This window comes from Ruegeria sp. AU67 (assembly GCF_900312795.1).
GTDB lineage: Bacteria > Pseudomonadota > Alphaproteobacteria > Rhodobacterales > Rhodobacteraceae > Ruegeria > Ruegeria atlantica.
In genome coordinates this window covers 137,219-151,084 of sequence record NZ_OMPH01000041.1, presented here as the reverse complement: position 1 = coordinate 151,084, position 13,866 = coordinate 137,219, and the positions used below count along the sequence as shown (strand labels likewise).

Annotated in this window: 11 protein-coding genes; 8 read left to right on the top strand and 3 right to left on the bottom strand. The window is 58.4% G+C overall.

The window, feature by feature from the left end; translation table 11 throughout:
* Nucleotides 1–296 precede the first annotated feature (296 nt).
* Nucleotides 297–1,058 (top strand): NAD kinase, encoded by a 762-nt coding sequence (locus tag DK510_RS22340; RefSeq protein ID WP_234999205.1) that lies wholly within the window; start codon nt 297–299, stop codon nt 1,056–1,058.
* A gap of 258 nt (nt 1,059–1,316) precedes the next feature.
* Here the strand turns inward: DK510_RS22340 and DK510_RS22335 are convergent, their stop codons facing one another.
* From DK510_RS22335 to DK510_RS22325, 3 genes are all read right to left on the bottom strand, one after another.
* On the bottom strand, nt 1,317–2,750 hold the full coding sequence (locus DK510_RS22335; protein ID WP_109313984.1) for an amidase family protein: 1,434 nt from the start codon (nt 2,748–2,750) through the stop codon (nt 1,317–1,319).
* A 91-nt stretch (nt 2,751–2,841) separates the two neighbouring features.
* Nucleotides 2,842–4,731 carry a propionate-CoA ligase PrpE gene (gene prpE / locus DK510_RS22330; protein WP_109313983.1) on the bottom strand — a complete coding sequence of 630 codons (1,890 nt, stop codon included), beginning with the start codon at nt 4,729–4,731 and terminating at the stop codon, nt 2,842–2,844.
* 274 nt (nt 4,732–5,005) lie between these two features.
* Nucleotides 5,006–7,279 carry an NADP-dependent malic enzyme gene (locus tag DK510_RS22325; protein WP_109313982.1) on the bottom strand — a complete coding sequence of 758 codons (2,274 nt, stop codon included), beginning with the start codon at nt 7,277–7,279 and terminating at the stop codon, nt 5,006–5,008.
* Between the two features lie 185 nt (nt 7,280–7,464).
* Here DK510_RS22325 and DK510_RS22320 point away from each other — a divergent pair, with 185 nt between their 5' ends.
* From DK510_RS22320 to upp, 7 genes are all read left to right on the top strand, one after another.
* Nucleotides 7,465–8,169 carry a hypothetical protein gene (locus DK510_RS22320; protein WP_109313981.1) on the top strand — a complete coding sequence of 235 codons (705 nt, stop codon included), beginning with the start codon at nt 7,465–7,467 and terminating at the stop codon, nt 8,167–8,169.
* Nucleotides 8,132–9,235: a cupin domain-containing protein gene (locus DK510_RS22315; protein ID WP_109313980.1), complete on the top strand. Its 1,104-nt coding sequence runs from the start codon at nt 8,132–8,134 to the stop codon at nt 9,233–9,235. The genes DK510_RS22320 and DK510_RS22315 overlap by 38 nt, the downstream gene beginning before the upstream one ends.
* 103 nt (nt 9,236–9,338) lie before the next feature.
* Complete coding sequence (locus DK510_RS22310) at nt 9,339–9,731, top strand: cytidine deaminase (RefSeq protein WP_109313979.1); 393 nt, start codon at nt 9,339–9,341, stop codon at nt 9,729–9,731.
* Nucleotides 9,732–9,735: 4 nt separating this feature from the next.
* A complete protein-coding gene (locus DK510_RS22305) occupies nt 9,736–11,043 on the top strand; it encodes a thymidine phosphorylase (protein WP_109313978.1) in 1,308 nt (435 codons plus the stop codon).
* On the top strand, nt 11,040–12,251 hold the full coding sequence (locus DK510_RS22300; RefSeq protein ID WP_109313977.1) for a phosphopentomutase: 1,212 nt from the start codon (nt 11,040–11,042) through the stop codon (nt 12,249–12,251). The genes DK510_RS22305 and DK510_RS22300 overlap by 4 nt, the downstream gene beginning before the upstream one ends.
* The gene (locus tag DK510_RS22295; protein WP_109313976.1) at nt 12,248–13,234 is read left to right on the top strand and encodes an adenosine deaminase; all 987 of its coding nucleotides are present in this window, start codon (nt 12,248–12,250) and stop codon (nt 13,232–13,234) included. Before DK510_RS22300 ends, DK510_RS22295 begins: the two co-directional genes overlap by 4 nt.
* Entirely contained in the window at nt 13,231–13,863 is a 633-nt protein-coding gene (upp, locus tag DK510_RS22290) for a uracil phosphoribosyltransferase (protein ID WP_058274218.1), read from the top strand. The genes DK510_RS22295 and upp overlap by 4 nt, the downstream gene beginning before the upstream one ends.
* Nucleotides 13,864–13,866 lie beyond the last annotated feature (3 nt).

The following is a 13,866-nucleotide window of genomic DNA, read 5'->3' as shown; positions in this document are numbered from 1 at the left end:
TCGGATGCGATCAACTCGATCTCGTCGCGCTGACGACCCAGCTCGGATGTGATCGAGCCGAACAGCTCGGGATCACGGTCAGACAGGGACTGGGTGAAAAATCCGGTATCACGGAGATTGGCGTTCATGGGGGCTCCACATGGCTGGGTAAGAATCTTGCGGATTTCCTATCGGAAACGGTACATGCGCAAAAGCATTAAAGCGACGAATTGGCCCGCTGCGGCGTCAAGTCTGGCTTATCGGGGAAAGGTATGGTTGTTTCGGAACCAAATGTGCAAGACCGGAAACCGCAACAAATGATCCAGAGAATCGCTTTCCTCGCCAACGACGTCAAAGTGGCCCAAACAGCCCGCGACGTGCTGGTGAAACGTTATGGAAACGCGGCACCGCGGGATGCCGATGTGGTCGTTGCACTGGGCGGTGACGGGTTCATGCTCCATACGCTGCACAGCATGCAGCACCTGGATACACCGGTTTATGGCATGAATCGCGGCACAATCGGCTTTCTGATGAACGAATTCCACGAAGGGGACCTTATGGCCCGTCTGGGGGAAGCCGAGGAAGAAGTCATCAACCCACTGGCCATGCGTGCGATGGATCAGTCAGGTAAGATGCACGAGGCGCTGGCGATCAACGAGGTGTCGCTGCTGCGCGCCGGACCACAGGCTGCGCGCCTCAGGATAAGCGTCGATGGCCGTGTTCGTATGGATGAGCTGGTCTGCGATGGTGCGCTGCTGTCCACGCCCGCCGGATCGACCGCCTATAACTACTCGGCTCACGGCCCGATTCTGCCAATTGGATCAGATGTTCTTGCCCTGACGGCTATTGCTGCATTCAGGCCACGCCGGTGGCGCGGCGCGCTGTTGCCCAAGATCGCCAAGGTGCGTTTTGATGTGCTGGATGCGGACAAGCGCCCGGTCATGGCGGATGCAGATTCGGTGTCTTTCGCTGATATCGACTGGGTCGAGATCCGCTCTGAACCTGCAATCCAGCACCGCATTTTATTCGACCCAGGGCATGGGTTAGAAGAGCGCCTGATATCCGAGCAATTCACCTAAATTTTGGGACTTACGAATTTTTTAGAACTTGTGTGAAGCAGTTCACATGAGCTTCATTAACTTTCCGCTAATCTGATCTTGCCCGGAGAACACGTCTCGGTGGGAGTGAGTGGCCACCAAACGACGTTTTCGAACGATAGCGCAGTTTACGCGCTGGCGAGGGTAGGTGGTGCTACGCTCGTTAATGATATCTGGGCTTATTTTAGTAAGCGGACCCCGGGCACAAAAACCCGGGGTCTATTTTCGTTTTGGGTCGCACTACGTGCCCATCTTCTCCCACAACGGCAAGCACATCTGCCCGACGCGCGCCTCAATTGCGGCGGCGGCATCCACGGCCATATCTTCACGCCAGCGGCGGGCAGCGATCTGGACACTGATCGGCTGCGGGCCGCTGGGCAAATCCGCCAGCCGCGCCGGAACGCATGCGGCGGGCAGGCCCAGAAAGTTCATCGCATAGGAATACACGGCGCACCCAAGTACCTCGTGCACCCCTTCGGCGCCTTCGGTGTCCCGATCCGGCTTGAAGAAAGGTTGCGGCAGGAAAGGCGACAGGACTAAAGCGTAGTCTTCCATAAACAACGACCATTCACGGGCATAGTGGGTGCGCTTGGCCAGCATTCGGATCAGGTCGGTTTCAACTATGGGCGGGAATTCCTGAAAATAGACGTCAAAGATCTCGCGGATGGTTTCAGATCCCGCCGCCTTGATGTCGCTTTGCATCAGGGTCAGGACTTCGCCCATCAAGGCGCGATACCCTGACCGACCACACTCGAATACATCCGGCGGGTCGATCTCTTCCACCAGATAGCCGGCGTCGACCAGCGCATCGCGGGCCGTGTCCAGCGCCTTGTCGACCTCGGGGTGCAGCGCATAGCCGAAGGTGTTTTTGGTGAAGGCCACTTTGATCGGATCATCCATGGCTTCCCCGCGCCACGGAATTGAAACGTGAAATGGATCGCGGGGGTCGGCGGCGATCAGGCTGGGCATGGATAGATGCGAGTCGGCGGCAGAGCGGGTGATTAGCCCCTGCACCGACATGGATTGTGCCAGAATTCCGCGTTCGACCTGTTGGCTAGGGTTCCACGCAGGGACACGCCCCAATCCGGGTTTAACCGTGACCGCGCCATTGGCCGCTGCGGGAAACCGCAGACTGCCGCCGATGTCGTTGCCATGCGCGAGCGCGCCGATCCCAGCCATCACGCCCGCACCGGCCCCGCCCGAAGATCCACCGGGCGAGATATGGCGGCCCCACGGGTTATGTGTTCGGCCATGCAGCGGGTTGTCTGTATCGGCGCGGAATGAGAATTCTGGCGTATTGGTCCGCCCGATCACGATGGCCCCGGCATTCTGCAGATTGCGCACAACCGGCGCGTCGTCGGGCGCGATCACATTCTTCAGGGCAACAACACCGTTCGAGGTCGCGTACCCCTTTTGATCGACGTTGATCTTGATAGTGACGGGAACGCCATGCAACGGCCCCACGGGTGCACCGCCTGCCACGGCCGCATCCAGTTCACGCGCACGCTCCAACGCCTCGGTGCTCAGGTCTTCGACCACCGCGTTCAGGTCTGGGTTGGCCTGATGCATTCGGTCGACTGCATTCTGAGTGACCTCCAACGCGCTCAACTCACCGCTGCGGGTCAAGGCGGTCAGGTCGGTGGCGTTCAGACGCCAGATATCGGTTTGTGTCATGGGCCCTCGCTGTATTGGGATGACAGTAGGGGGCTTGTTTCAGGTTGCAAGAGAAAGACATGCGGGCGACGGATCGTCGCCCGCATGTCTGCTACTGAGCGTAGCCAAGGGTTTTCAACGCGTCGGTGATCTCGTCCAGAATAGCAGGATCATCGATGGTGGCTGGCATCTTGTAGTCCTTGCTGTCCGCAATCGACACCATCGTTCCGCGCAGGATCTTGCCCGAGCGGGTCTTGGGAAGGCGGTCTACCACCACGGCTAGTTTGAACGCAGCGACCGGCCCGATCTTTTCGCGCACCAATTTGACGACGTCTTGAACCACCTCGCCATGGTCGCGGTCACAGCCTGCATTCAGGCAAAGGAACCCAACTGGCATTTGACCTTTCAACTGGTCGGTCACACCGATCACTGCACATTCGGCCACGTCGGGGTGGGCGGCCAGAACCTCTTCCATCCCGCCGGTCGACAAGCGGTGGCCAGCCACGTTGATCACGTCATCAGTGCGCGCCATGATGTAAAGGTAGCCATCCTCGTCGACCATGCCTGCATCGCCGGTCTCGTAATAACCGGGGAATTGGTTCAGGTATGAACTTTTGAACCGATCCTCGGCATTCCACAGCGTTGGCAAGGTGCCCGGGGGAAGGGGAAGCTTGATCGCAATTGCGCCCAACTCACCTGGCTTCATCGGATGACCGCCTTCGTCCAAAATCTGGACATCATAGCCAGGCATCGGTTTGGCGGGTGAACCCAGCTTGACCGGCAGTTCCTCGATTCCGAGCGGATTGCCAGCGATGGTCCAGCCGGTTTCGGTCTGCCACCAATGATCGATCACCGGCACCTTCAACGCGTCCTGCGCCCATTCGATCGTATCGGGATCAGCCCGCTCGCCGGCCAGATACAACGCGCGCAAGCAGGAGAGGTTATACTTCGCCAGCATTTCCCCCTTGGGGTCTTCACGCTTCACGGCGCGGATGGCGGTCGGGGCGGTGAAAAAGCTTTTGACCTTATGCTCGGAAATCACCCGCCAGAACGTGCCTGCGTCGGGGGTGCCAACGGGTTTACCTTCGAACACAATCGTCGTGTTGCCGTGAATCAACGGAGCATAACAGATGTAGGAGTGTCCAACTACCCAGCCCACATCCGAGGCCGCCCAGAACACATCGCCCGGATCGACATCGTAGATGTTCTTCATAGTCCAATTCAGTGCCACCAAATGGCCAGCCGTCGGGCGTACAACACCTTTGGGCGCGCCGGTGGTGCCGGAAGTATAGAGGATGTACGCCGGATCATTGCCATCGACTGGAACGCATTCCGCTGGTTCGACACCGTATTGGAAGCCATGCCAATTGTAGTCACGCCCTTCAATTAATTGTGCCACTTCTTGTTCGCGCTGGAAGACCACGCAGAACTCGGGCTTGTGGTTGGCCATGTCGATGGCCCCGTCCAGCAGCGGTTTGTAATGCACGACGCGACCCGGTTCCATCCCGCAGGATGCGGCGATGATGGCCTTGGGCTTGGCGTCGTCGATCCGGACAGCCAGCTCATTGCTGGCAAAGCCGCCGAACACCACCGAGTGCACGGCCCCCAGACGGGCGCAGGCGAGCATGGCCTCCAGCGCTTCGGGGATCATTGGCATATAGATGATGACACGGTCGCCCTTTTCGACGCCCTTGGCGCGCAATGCCCCGGCCAGATTGGCCACGCGGTTGCGCAGTTCGACATATGAAATTTCGCGTTTGGTGTGGGTAATCGGGCTGTCATATATGATGGCAGTCTGCTCGCCGCGACCATTTTCGACATGCCGGTCGACCGCGTTCCAGCAGGTGTTCACCTTGGCATCGCTGAACCACTCATACAAAGGGGCGTTGTCGTCAAACAGGGCTTTGGTCGGCGGTTGAACCCAGTCAATAGCCTTTGCGGCGTTCATCCAAAAAGCCTCTGGATCAGATTTCCAGCCTTCGTAAATGTCCTGATATGCCACGGTGAACTCCTCCTAAATCTCCTTGAGAAATGTGTTATGTGGCCAGGGGGCACCGCACAAGCGAGCGCTTTGACGGAGCGTCACTTTATCGCAAAAAATTTGCAAGAATCCGCAAGTCAGCCTGCAAATTTTTGCAAATCATCGCATTGTTGCTGACTTTTCACGATTAATTTTTCGCTTTTGCAAAGTTGAATATTTTGGCGTGCAAATTATTGCCTGCTGTGAATCAAACAGGGCGCCGACACTGGTGCCCTGAATACTGTGCTCAGGTTAATTAACCGTAATGCGCTACGGGTGTACCCGCGATCGCCGCCATATTCAGCAATCCGCGTGCTGTGATCGACGGCGTCACGATATGTGCCTTGTTGCCCATGCCCATCAGGATCGGGCCGACCTCCAAGCCATCGGCCTTCATTTTCAGGATATTGCGCACTCCGCTCGCCGCATCCGCATGGGCAAAGATCAGAACGTTTGCTGTTCCTTTCAGGCGTGAGTTCGGGAAGATCCGCGAACGCAGTTCAGGGTCGAGGGCCAGATCCAGGTTCATTTCACCTTCATATGTGAAATCGCGCGGCTCGGCGTCGAGGATATCCAGTGCCGCCCGCAACCTTTTGCCCGATCCTTCAGCCTGATTGCCAAACTGCGACTGAGAACAGAAGGCGATTTTAGGCTCGATCCCGAAACGCCGAACATGACGCGCGGCGCCAATGGTCGACTCGGCCAGCTCTTCTGGGGTTGGTAGCTGCCGAACATGGGTATCGGCAATGAACAGCGGTCCGTCCTCGAGGATCATCAGCGACAGCGCGCCATGCGGGTGCAGATCGACATCGCCCAGAACCTGTTCGACGTAGTTCAGGTGCCAACGATACTCGCCAAAGGTGCCGCAGATCATGCTGTCTGCCTCACCACGTTGCACCATGATGGCCGCAATGGCGGTGTTGTTCGTCCGCATGATCGCCTTTGCCAGGTCCGGCGTGACACCGCGGCGTTGCATGATCTCGTGATACGAGTTCCAGTAGTCATAATATCGCGGGTCGTCTTGCGGGTTCACAATCTGGAAGTCTTTGCCGGGACGGACCGTCAGCCCCAACCGTTCGCATCGTGCATTGATCACTTCGGGGCGGCCGATCAGGATTGGGGTTTCGGTTGTTTCCTCAAGAATGGCCTGAGCTGCGCGCAGAACACGCTCGTCCTCACCCTCGGCAAAAACGATCCGGCGCGAGGCCACGGCCGCGGCCTCAAAGACCGGGCGCATCAGCAGGGCAGACTTGAAGACGGACTGGTTCAACCGTTCTTTGTATGCCTCGAAGTCGTCGATCGGGCGCTTGGCCACACCGCTTTCCATCGCGGCTTTGGCAACGGCAGAGGACACGACGCCGACAAGGCGCGGGTCAAAGGGTTTGGGGATCAGATAATCGGGGCCAAAAGTCAGTTGCTCACCTTTATAGGCCGCAGCCGCCTCGGCGCTGGTTGTGGCGCGTGCCATCTCGGCGATCCCGTCCACGCAGGCGATCTGCATTTCGTCGTTGATTTCGGTCGCACCCACATCCAGCGCGCCCCGGAAGATGAAGGGGAAACACAGAACGTTGTTGACCTGATTGGGAAAGTCGCTGCGGCCCGTGGCAATGATCGCGTCCGGCGCGACTTCGCGTGCGGCTTGTGGCAAAATTTCCGGGCTTGGATTGGCCAGCGCGAAGATGATCGGGCGCTTAGCCATCTTCTCAACCATCTCGGGCTTCAGGACGTTCGGCCCGCTAAGGCCAAGGAACAGGTCTGCATCGCCGATTACATCGTCCAGCGTGCGCAAATCCGTTTTTTGTGCGAATTGATCCTTGTGCGGGTTCATGTCCTCTTCACGGCCTTCATAGACAAGCCCGTGAATGTCGCACAGCCAGATATTCTCGCGCTTGACGCCCAGTTTGACCAGCATCATCAGGCAGGCAATTCCAGCCGCGCCGCCACCGGTTGAGACAACCTTGACGTCTTCAAAATTTTTGCCGGCGACGTGCAGCGCATTCTTGGCCGCGGCACCCACGACAATCGCGGTGCCGTGTTGGTCGTCGTGAAAGACCGGGATGTTCATCCGTTCCCGGCACAGCTTTTCGACGATGAAACAGTCCGGCGCCTTGATGTCTTCAAGGTTGATCGCGCCAAAGGTCGGTTCCAATGCGCAAACGATTTCCGCCAGTTTCTCGGGGTCGGGTTGATCGACCTCGATGTCAAAGCAATCGATCCCGGCGAATTTCTTGAACAGGACGGCCTTGCCTTCCATCACAGGTTTAGAGGCAAGCGCGCCGATGTTTCCCAGCCCCAGAACAGCTGTCCCGTTTGAGACGACAGCTACCAGGTTCCCGCGTGCGGTATACAGCTCGGCATTTGCAGGATCCGCTTTGATTTCCAGGCTGGCCTCTGCCACACCGGGCGAATAGGCGCGTGCCAGATCGCGGCCGTTCGCCATCGGTTTTGTCGCTTTGATTTCAAGCTTACCGGGCTTTGGATGGGCGTGATATTCTAGCGCGGCCTGCCGCAGGCTGGGTGTGTCCGACATCGGCGACTCAACTCCTCAGAAAATTTGATTTAGTGTTAAACTATTTCCCCGGCTTTGGCTACGCTACGTCATTTTGCAACAGTTTCGCTAAAGTTCACCGACATCCCGTTGAAAAGCGTCGTATTGCTTTTACATTCGGGCAACTTTGGAGCCAACCTAGACCTGTCGAGCACTGAAAGCCATAAATGAGCTATAAAGATGAATTTCAGGCCGGGACCGCCTTCCCGGCGGACCAGGTCGTTGTTGGTCCGGATCGCGCCGTTTACGTATCGGTTTTGCTGATCGCCATTCTTGTCCTTGCCGCCGTCAGTATCTGGCCGGTTCAAGCCCTTGCTCTGAACGAAGAGGGGGGATTGTTCGAAACGATCTCGGCCGCAGCGCTTTTTGCCTCAGGTCTGGCCGCGCTCTGGCGCTATCCCGGCATCACCCATCTTTATATTGCGCTGGTCTGTCTGTTGCTGGCGGAAAGAGAGCTTGAGGCGGAAATCTATCCAGTCGACAGCCTGCCATATTGGGTCCTTAACGGTTTGGACAGTGTGCTTGATATGACGTCTGTCCGGATTGTTCTGGCCGTCATCGTGATCGGAGGTGCCCTATGGCATGGAGCCCCGACGGCATGGCAGGCGGTAAAGCGACGGGCGCCTTTTTTTTTGATTTTCGTGCTGGCGGGATTGCTGGCGGTAACCGCTCAGCTGCTCGAGGAAGTTTCCGGAATTTACCAGGCAGATCTGTCCACACTTATGACTGTTCGGTTCTTTGTTCTGGAAGAAACGCTTGAGATGTTCTTTTCGATTGGCATTTTGGCCTCTGTTCTGATCGGATGGCCAAAATCCGATGCCGAAGAGACGCTTAATGACCTCGACCTTGAACAACAGCCAGGCGCGCGCTGAAATCCGACTGCCCACAAGCGAACTGCGCGACGATATCCCGTTTTTCACAAAGACGCTCGGAATGAGGATGGATATGATCTATCCCGCTGACGATCCGAGTGTTGCCGTGTTTTCAGGCCACGGGTTGCGCCTTCGGGTTGAGAGGGACGCGCCTGAAGCGGCAGGCACGATCCGCATCCTGACAGACGATCCTGACGGTTTTGCGGGCGGACAGCGGACTCTGGTCGCGCCCAATGGTACGCGTGTTGAAATTGACGAGTTGAACCCGCCAATGGTGATGCCAGAAACGGTGCATTCCTTCGTGGTTCGCAGGCTCAAGGATCAGGCCCCCTGGATCATCGGGCGGGCGGGGATGCATTACCGCGATCTGGTGCCAGATCGGCTGGGTGGGTCGATCATCGCCAGCCATATCCGTATCCCCGATGGGGGGCCGGTGCCGGACATGGTGCATTTCCACAAGGTCGGGTTTCAACTGATTTTCTGCATCCATGGTTGGGTCGACGTCGTGTACGAGGATCAGGGCGAAAAAATGCGCCTGACAGCCGGGGATTGCTTTATCCAACCCCCAGAAATCCGCCACCGCGTTCTTGAAGCCTCCGATAATGTTCAGGTGATCGAAATCGGTGTTCCCGCCGAACATGTCACCGAAATCGACCACGAGATGGAACTGCCTACGCCGAATTTCCGGCCGGACCGCGAATGGCAGGGGCAGCGTTTTGTTTATAACAAAGCCGAGAATTCGGAGTGGGGGCCATTCCGCCTGCCTGGATACATCTGTCGCGACACGACAATTGCCGAGAATACCAAGGGTGTCGCAGGCGTGCAGGTCGTACGAAAAGGGCATGGTGAACCGGTTTGGGCGACGCATGACACGGATATCCATTTTACCTTCGTCATGACGGGCGAGGTAACTTTGGAAGGTGAAGAGCGCGACCCCTACCGTCTGGAACATGGGGATGCGTTCGTGATCCCGCCCGGTATGCGCACCAAACTGTCCGAACCTTCTGATGATGTCGAATTGCTTGAAGTCACCCTTCCGGGGGTCTTCAATACCGATCTGGGCTAGGTGAGAATTTGCCTGGGAATCTTGTACTCGGGGGTTCAACTCCCCGGGCAGTTTCCTTTAGGGTGTGATTTTCTGACCAGTTGATCAAAAATGGGGAATCGCCATGACTTTGAAAGATGCAGCGCTGTCTGTCCGGGAAAAAGCTTATGCGCCTTATTCCAACTTCAAAGTTGGGGCTGCAATCCGGTCCGCCAGCGGTGAGGTCTATTCCGGCTGTAACGTGGAAAATGTGGCTTACCCTGAAGGCACCTGTGCCGAGGCCGGAGCTATCGCTGCGATGGTCGCTGCGGGCGAACAGGAACTGTCCGAGGTCTATGTTGTTGCCTCAAGCCCGCAACCGGTTCCGCCGTGTGGCGGTTGCCGGCAAAAGCTGGCCGAATTTGGCAAGCGGGACGTCAAGGTGACGCTGGCGACCATGGATGGCGCCGAGTTTGTAACCACGATTGGACAATTGCTGCCGGGTGCTTTCGACGCCTCGCACATGGAGGACGTGTGACCCCATGGATGCCCGTTCGATCATTGCAAAACTGCGCCGGAATGAGGTGCCGACCGGAGATGAGCTGAACTGGTTCGCGCAAGGACTGGCCGATGGTGGTGTCAGCGACGCCCAAGCGGGCGCTTTTGCCATGGCCGTCTGCATGGGCGGATTGGGCACCAAAGGGCGCGCCGATCTGATGATCGCCATGCGCGACAGCGGCCACGTGCTCAGCTGGGATTTCGATGGCCCGGTAATCGACAAACACTCGACAGGTGGGGTGGGGGATAGCGTAAGCCTTGTGCTCGCCCCTGCACTGGCTGAGATGGGGGCTTATGTCCCCATGATCTCGGGCCGGGGTCTGGGGCATACTGGCGGTACGCTGGACAAGCTTGAGGCCATTCCCGGTGTCAGCACCCAGATCGGTCAGGACCGCCTGACGCAGATTTTGCGGGATACAGGCGCGGCCATTGTCGGGGCTACGGGGCAGATCGCCCCGGCCGACAAGCGCCTTTATGCGATCCGTGATGTGACGGCGACCGTTGAAAGCCTGGACCTGATCACAGCGTCGATCCTGTCCAAGAAACTGGCCGCCAGCCCCGAGGCTTTAGTGCTGGATGTCAAGGTAGGCAGCGGCGCGTTTATGAAAACTTTGGAGGATGCGCGCAAACTGGCACAGGCCCTGTCGGAAACTGCGAATGCAGCAGGTTGCCGGACCTCGGCGGTCATCACCGATATGCACCAACCTTTAGCGCCTGCGCTGGGCAATGCGTTGGAAGTGGCCGAGGTGATGAAGGTCATGACGCAAGACCCCTATGCCCCGCTGGCCGAAATCTCGGCCGAGTTGGGCGGGGTTCTGCTGGCGGATGCCGGGATGTTCGCAACCGCCGAAGAAGGTCGCGACAAGATCACGGATGTCATCCGCGACGGTCGCGCGGCGGAACGCTTTGGGCGTATGATGGCAGCCGTAGGCGCGCCGCTGCAGTTTGTTGAAAACTGGTCCCGGTACTTGCCAGAGGCCAGCGTGATCCTTGAGGTTCCGGCACAGACCAACGGACACATCACTGCCATTAACGGTGAGGCGCTGGGCCTGACAGTTGTTGCACTGGGCGGAGGACGGCATGTTGAAGACGACGTCATCAACCCGGCCGTGGGTCTGTCTGACATCGTCCGGCTGGGCGACAAAGTCGAGAAGGGCGCGCCTTTGGCGGTAATCCACGCTTCGCGGGAAGATGCCGCGCGGCGGGCCGCCCAGAGCGTTCTCAGCGCGATCACGATAGGTGCCGATGCCCCGGCAGAGCCCACTCTTGTCCACGAAAGGATTACGCCGTGACCCGCGCGTTTCTTGTGGTGATGGACTCGGTTGGCATCGGCGGCGCGCCGGATGCTGATCGGTTCTTTAATGGCGATGTGTCGGACACGGGTGCAAACACACTGGCCCATATTTCACAGGCCTGCGCCGAAGGGCGGGCTGAAGACGGGCGCTCAGGCCCACTTTACCTGCCAAACTTGGATGCGCTGGGACTGAGGGCCGCAACGCGGTTGGCATCGGGGTCAGAAACGCCGGGGTTGGAGGTCGATCCGTCTGGGCGCTGGGGGTGCGCGAGAGAGCATTCACTGGGCAAGGATACGCCTTCTGGCCACTGGGAGCTGGCCGGTCTGCCGGTGCCGTGGGATTGGCATTATTTCCCGGATACCACGCCAACCTTCCCCGCCGACTTAAGCCAGGCTGCGGCCCAGGCGGCTGGAACAGACGGTATTCTAGGTGATTGTCACGCCTCGGGCACGACCATTATCGCCGAACTAGGGGCCGAGCATATGCGGACGGGTCGGCCAATCTGCTACACTTCCGCCGACAGCGTGTTCCAGATCGCGGCACATGAGGAGAGCTTTGGCCTCGACCGCCTGCTGGACATGTGCAAGGCGCTTGCCCCGCGGTTGCATGAGATGAAAGTGGGTCGCGTCATCGCGCGACCTTTCACAGGCTCACCTGATCAGGGCTTTACCCGCACCACCAACCGAAAGGATTTTGCCATTCTGCCGCCGGCGCCGGTTTTGACCAATTGGGTGCAGGATGCAGGACGCCGCGTCCATGCGGTGGGCAAGATCGGTGACATCTTCTCGATGCAGGGGATCGACACGCTACGCAAAGGGTCGGATGCCGAGTTGATGGGCCACTTGTCCGATTTGGTCGATCAGGCCGAAGAAGGCAGCCTGACCTTCGCCAATTTTGTTGAATTCGACAGCCTCTATGGCCACCGCCGTGATATCAGCGGCTATGCCCGCGCCTTGGAATGGTTCGACCGCGAGATCGGTTTGATTCTGAACAAGCTGCGCTCGGGCGATCTTATGCTTTTGACCGCAGATCACGGCAATGACCCCAGTTGGATCGGAACCGACCACACGCGCGAACAGGCGCCCGTTCTGATCGCGGGGCAGGGCACGGGCCAAATCGGGGCTGTCGATTTTGCCGATGTCGCTGCAAGTATCGCACACCATCTGAACATTCCGGCACAAGGGCCGGGGAAGAGTTTTCTATGACCGTCGCAGACCTACCCAAAATCGAGTTGCACCTGCACCATGAAGGGGCAGCACCGCCTGAATTCATCCGTCAGCTTGCGCATGAAAAACGCATAGACCTGAGCGGTATCTTTAAATCAGACGGAAGTTATGACTTCCGCGACTTCGCCCACTTTCTCAGTGTCTACGAGGCCGCCTGCGAGGTGCTTAAATCACCCGAGGATTTCCGTCGCCTGACCTTGGCCATTCTGGAGGAGAGTGCTGCGAATGGGGTGGTCTATTCGGAAACTTTCCTCAGCCCTGATTTCTGCGGCGGCGGGGATGTGCACGCCTGGCGTGACTATCTGAACGCCATTCAGGACGCGGCGGACGAGGCTGAGCGCAAGTTCGATATCACCTTGCGCGGCGTTGTCACGTGCGTCCGGCATTTTGGACCCGAACAGGCGAAACAAAGCGCCTATTGCGCAGCAGAAACCGCCGGTGACTGGATCACCGGGTTTGGCATGGGCGGTAATGAGGGCGTCGGGACGCAGGGCGATTACAAATGGGCCTTTGAATGCGCCCGCGAAGCTGAGTTGCGCCTGACCACCCATGCCGGAGAGTTCGGCGGGCCCGAAAGCGTACGCGATGCTGTTCGGGACCTTGGTGTCGAACGGGTCGGCCACGGCGTGCGGGCCATCGAGGACGACGATCTGATCCGGGAACTTGTCGACCGCGAAGTCACACTTGAAGTCTGCCCCGGTTCCAACGTGGTTCTGGGTCTATTCCCCGATTTTGCGGCACATCCGATTGCCCGGTTGCGCGATCAAGGTGTGAACGTCACAGTTTCCACAGACGATCCGCCGTTTTTCCATACCACCATGCGGCGCGAATATGAGATGCTGCATCAGGCCTTTGGCTGGGACGCGAAGGATTTTGCGGCCCTGAACGACACAGCCCTGAATGCGGCCTTCTGCGATGATGGCACCCGCGAACGGGTCAAGAAAAGACTGGAGAGAACATGAGCGAACACCTGACCGTCGTTGACCACCCGCTGGTGCAGCACAAACTGACGCTCATGCGGGACAAGGGCACCTCGACCGCTGTTTTCCGACAGCTGCTGCGCGAAATAACGTTGCTGCTGGCCTATGAGGTCACGCGTGAGCTGAAGCTGACCACGCGCCACATCGAAACCCCAATGGAGGAAATGGACGCCCCCATTCTGGCCGGTAAAAAACTGGCTTTGGTATCGATCCTGCGGGCGGGAAATGGGATGCTGGACGGGGTGCTGGAACTGGTCCCCTCGGCCCGTGTCGGGTTTGTCGGGTTGTATCGCGACGAAGAAACGCTGAAACCGGTTCAGTATTACTTCAAAGCGCCCGAAGGCTTAAAAGACCGTCTTGTCATTGCCGTTGACCCAATGTTGGCCACCGGCAACAGCTCGGCTGCGGCGATTGATCTGCTGAAAGAGGCAGGGGCGACCGATATCCGGTTCTTATGCCTGCTGGCCGCGCCCGAAGGCGTCGCCCGCATGAAAGAGGCGCATCCTGACGTGAACATCGTCACGGCGTCGCTGGATCGCGAGTTGAACTCAAAAGGGTATATCATGCCTGGGTTGGGCGATGCCGGCGACCGAATGTTCGGCACCAAGTAACCG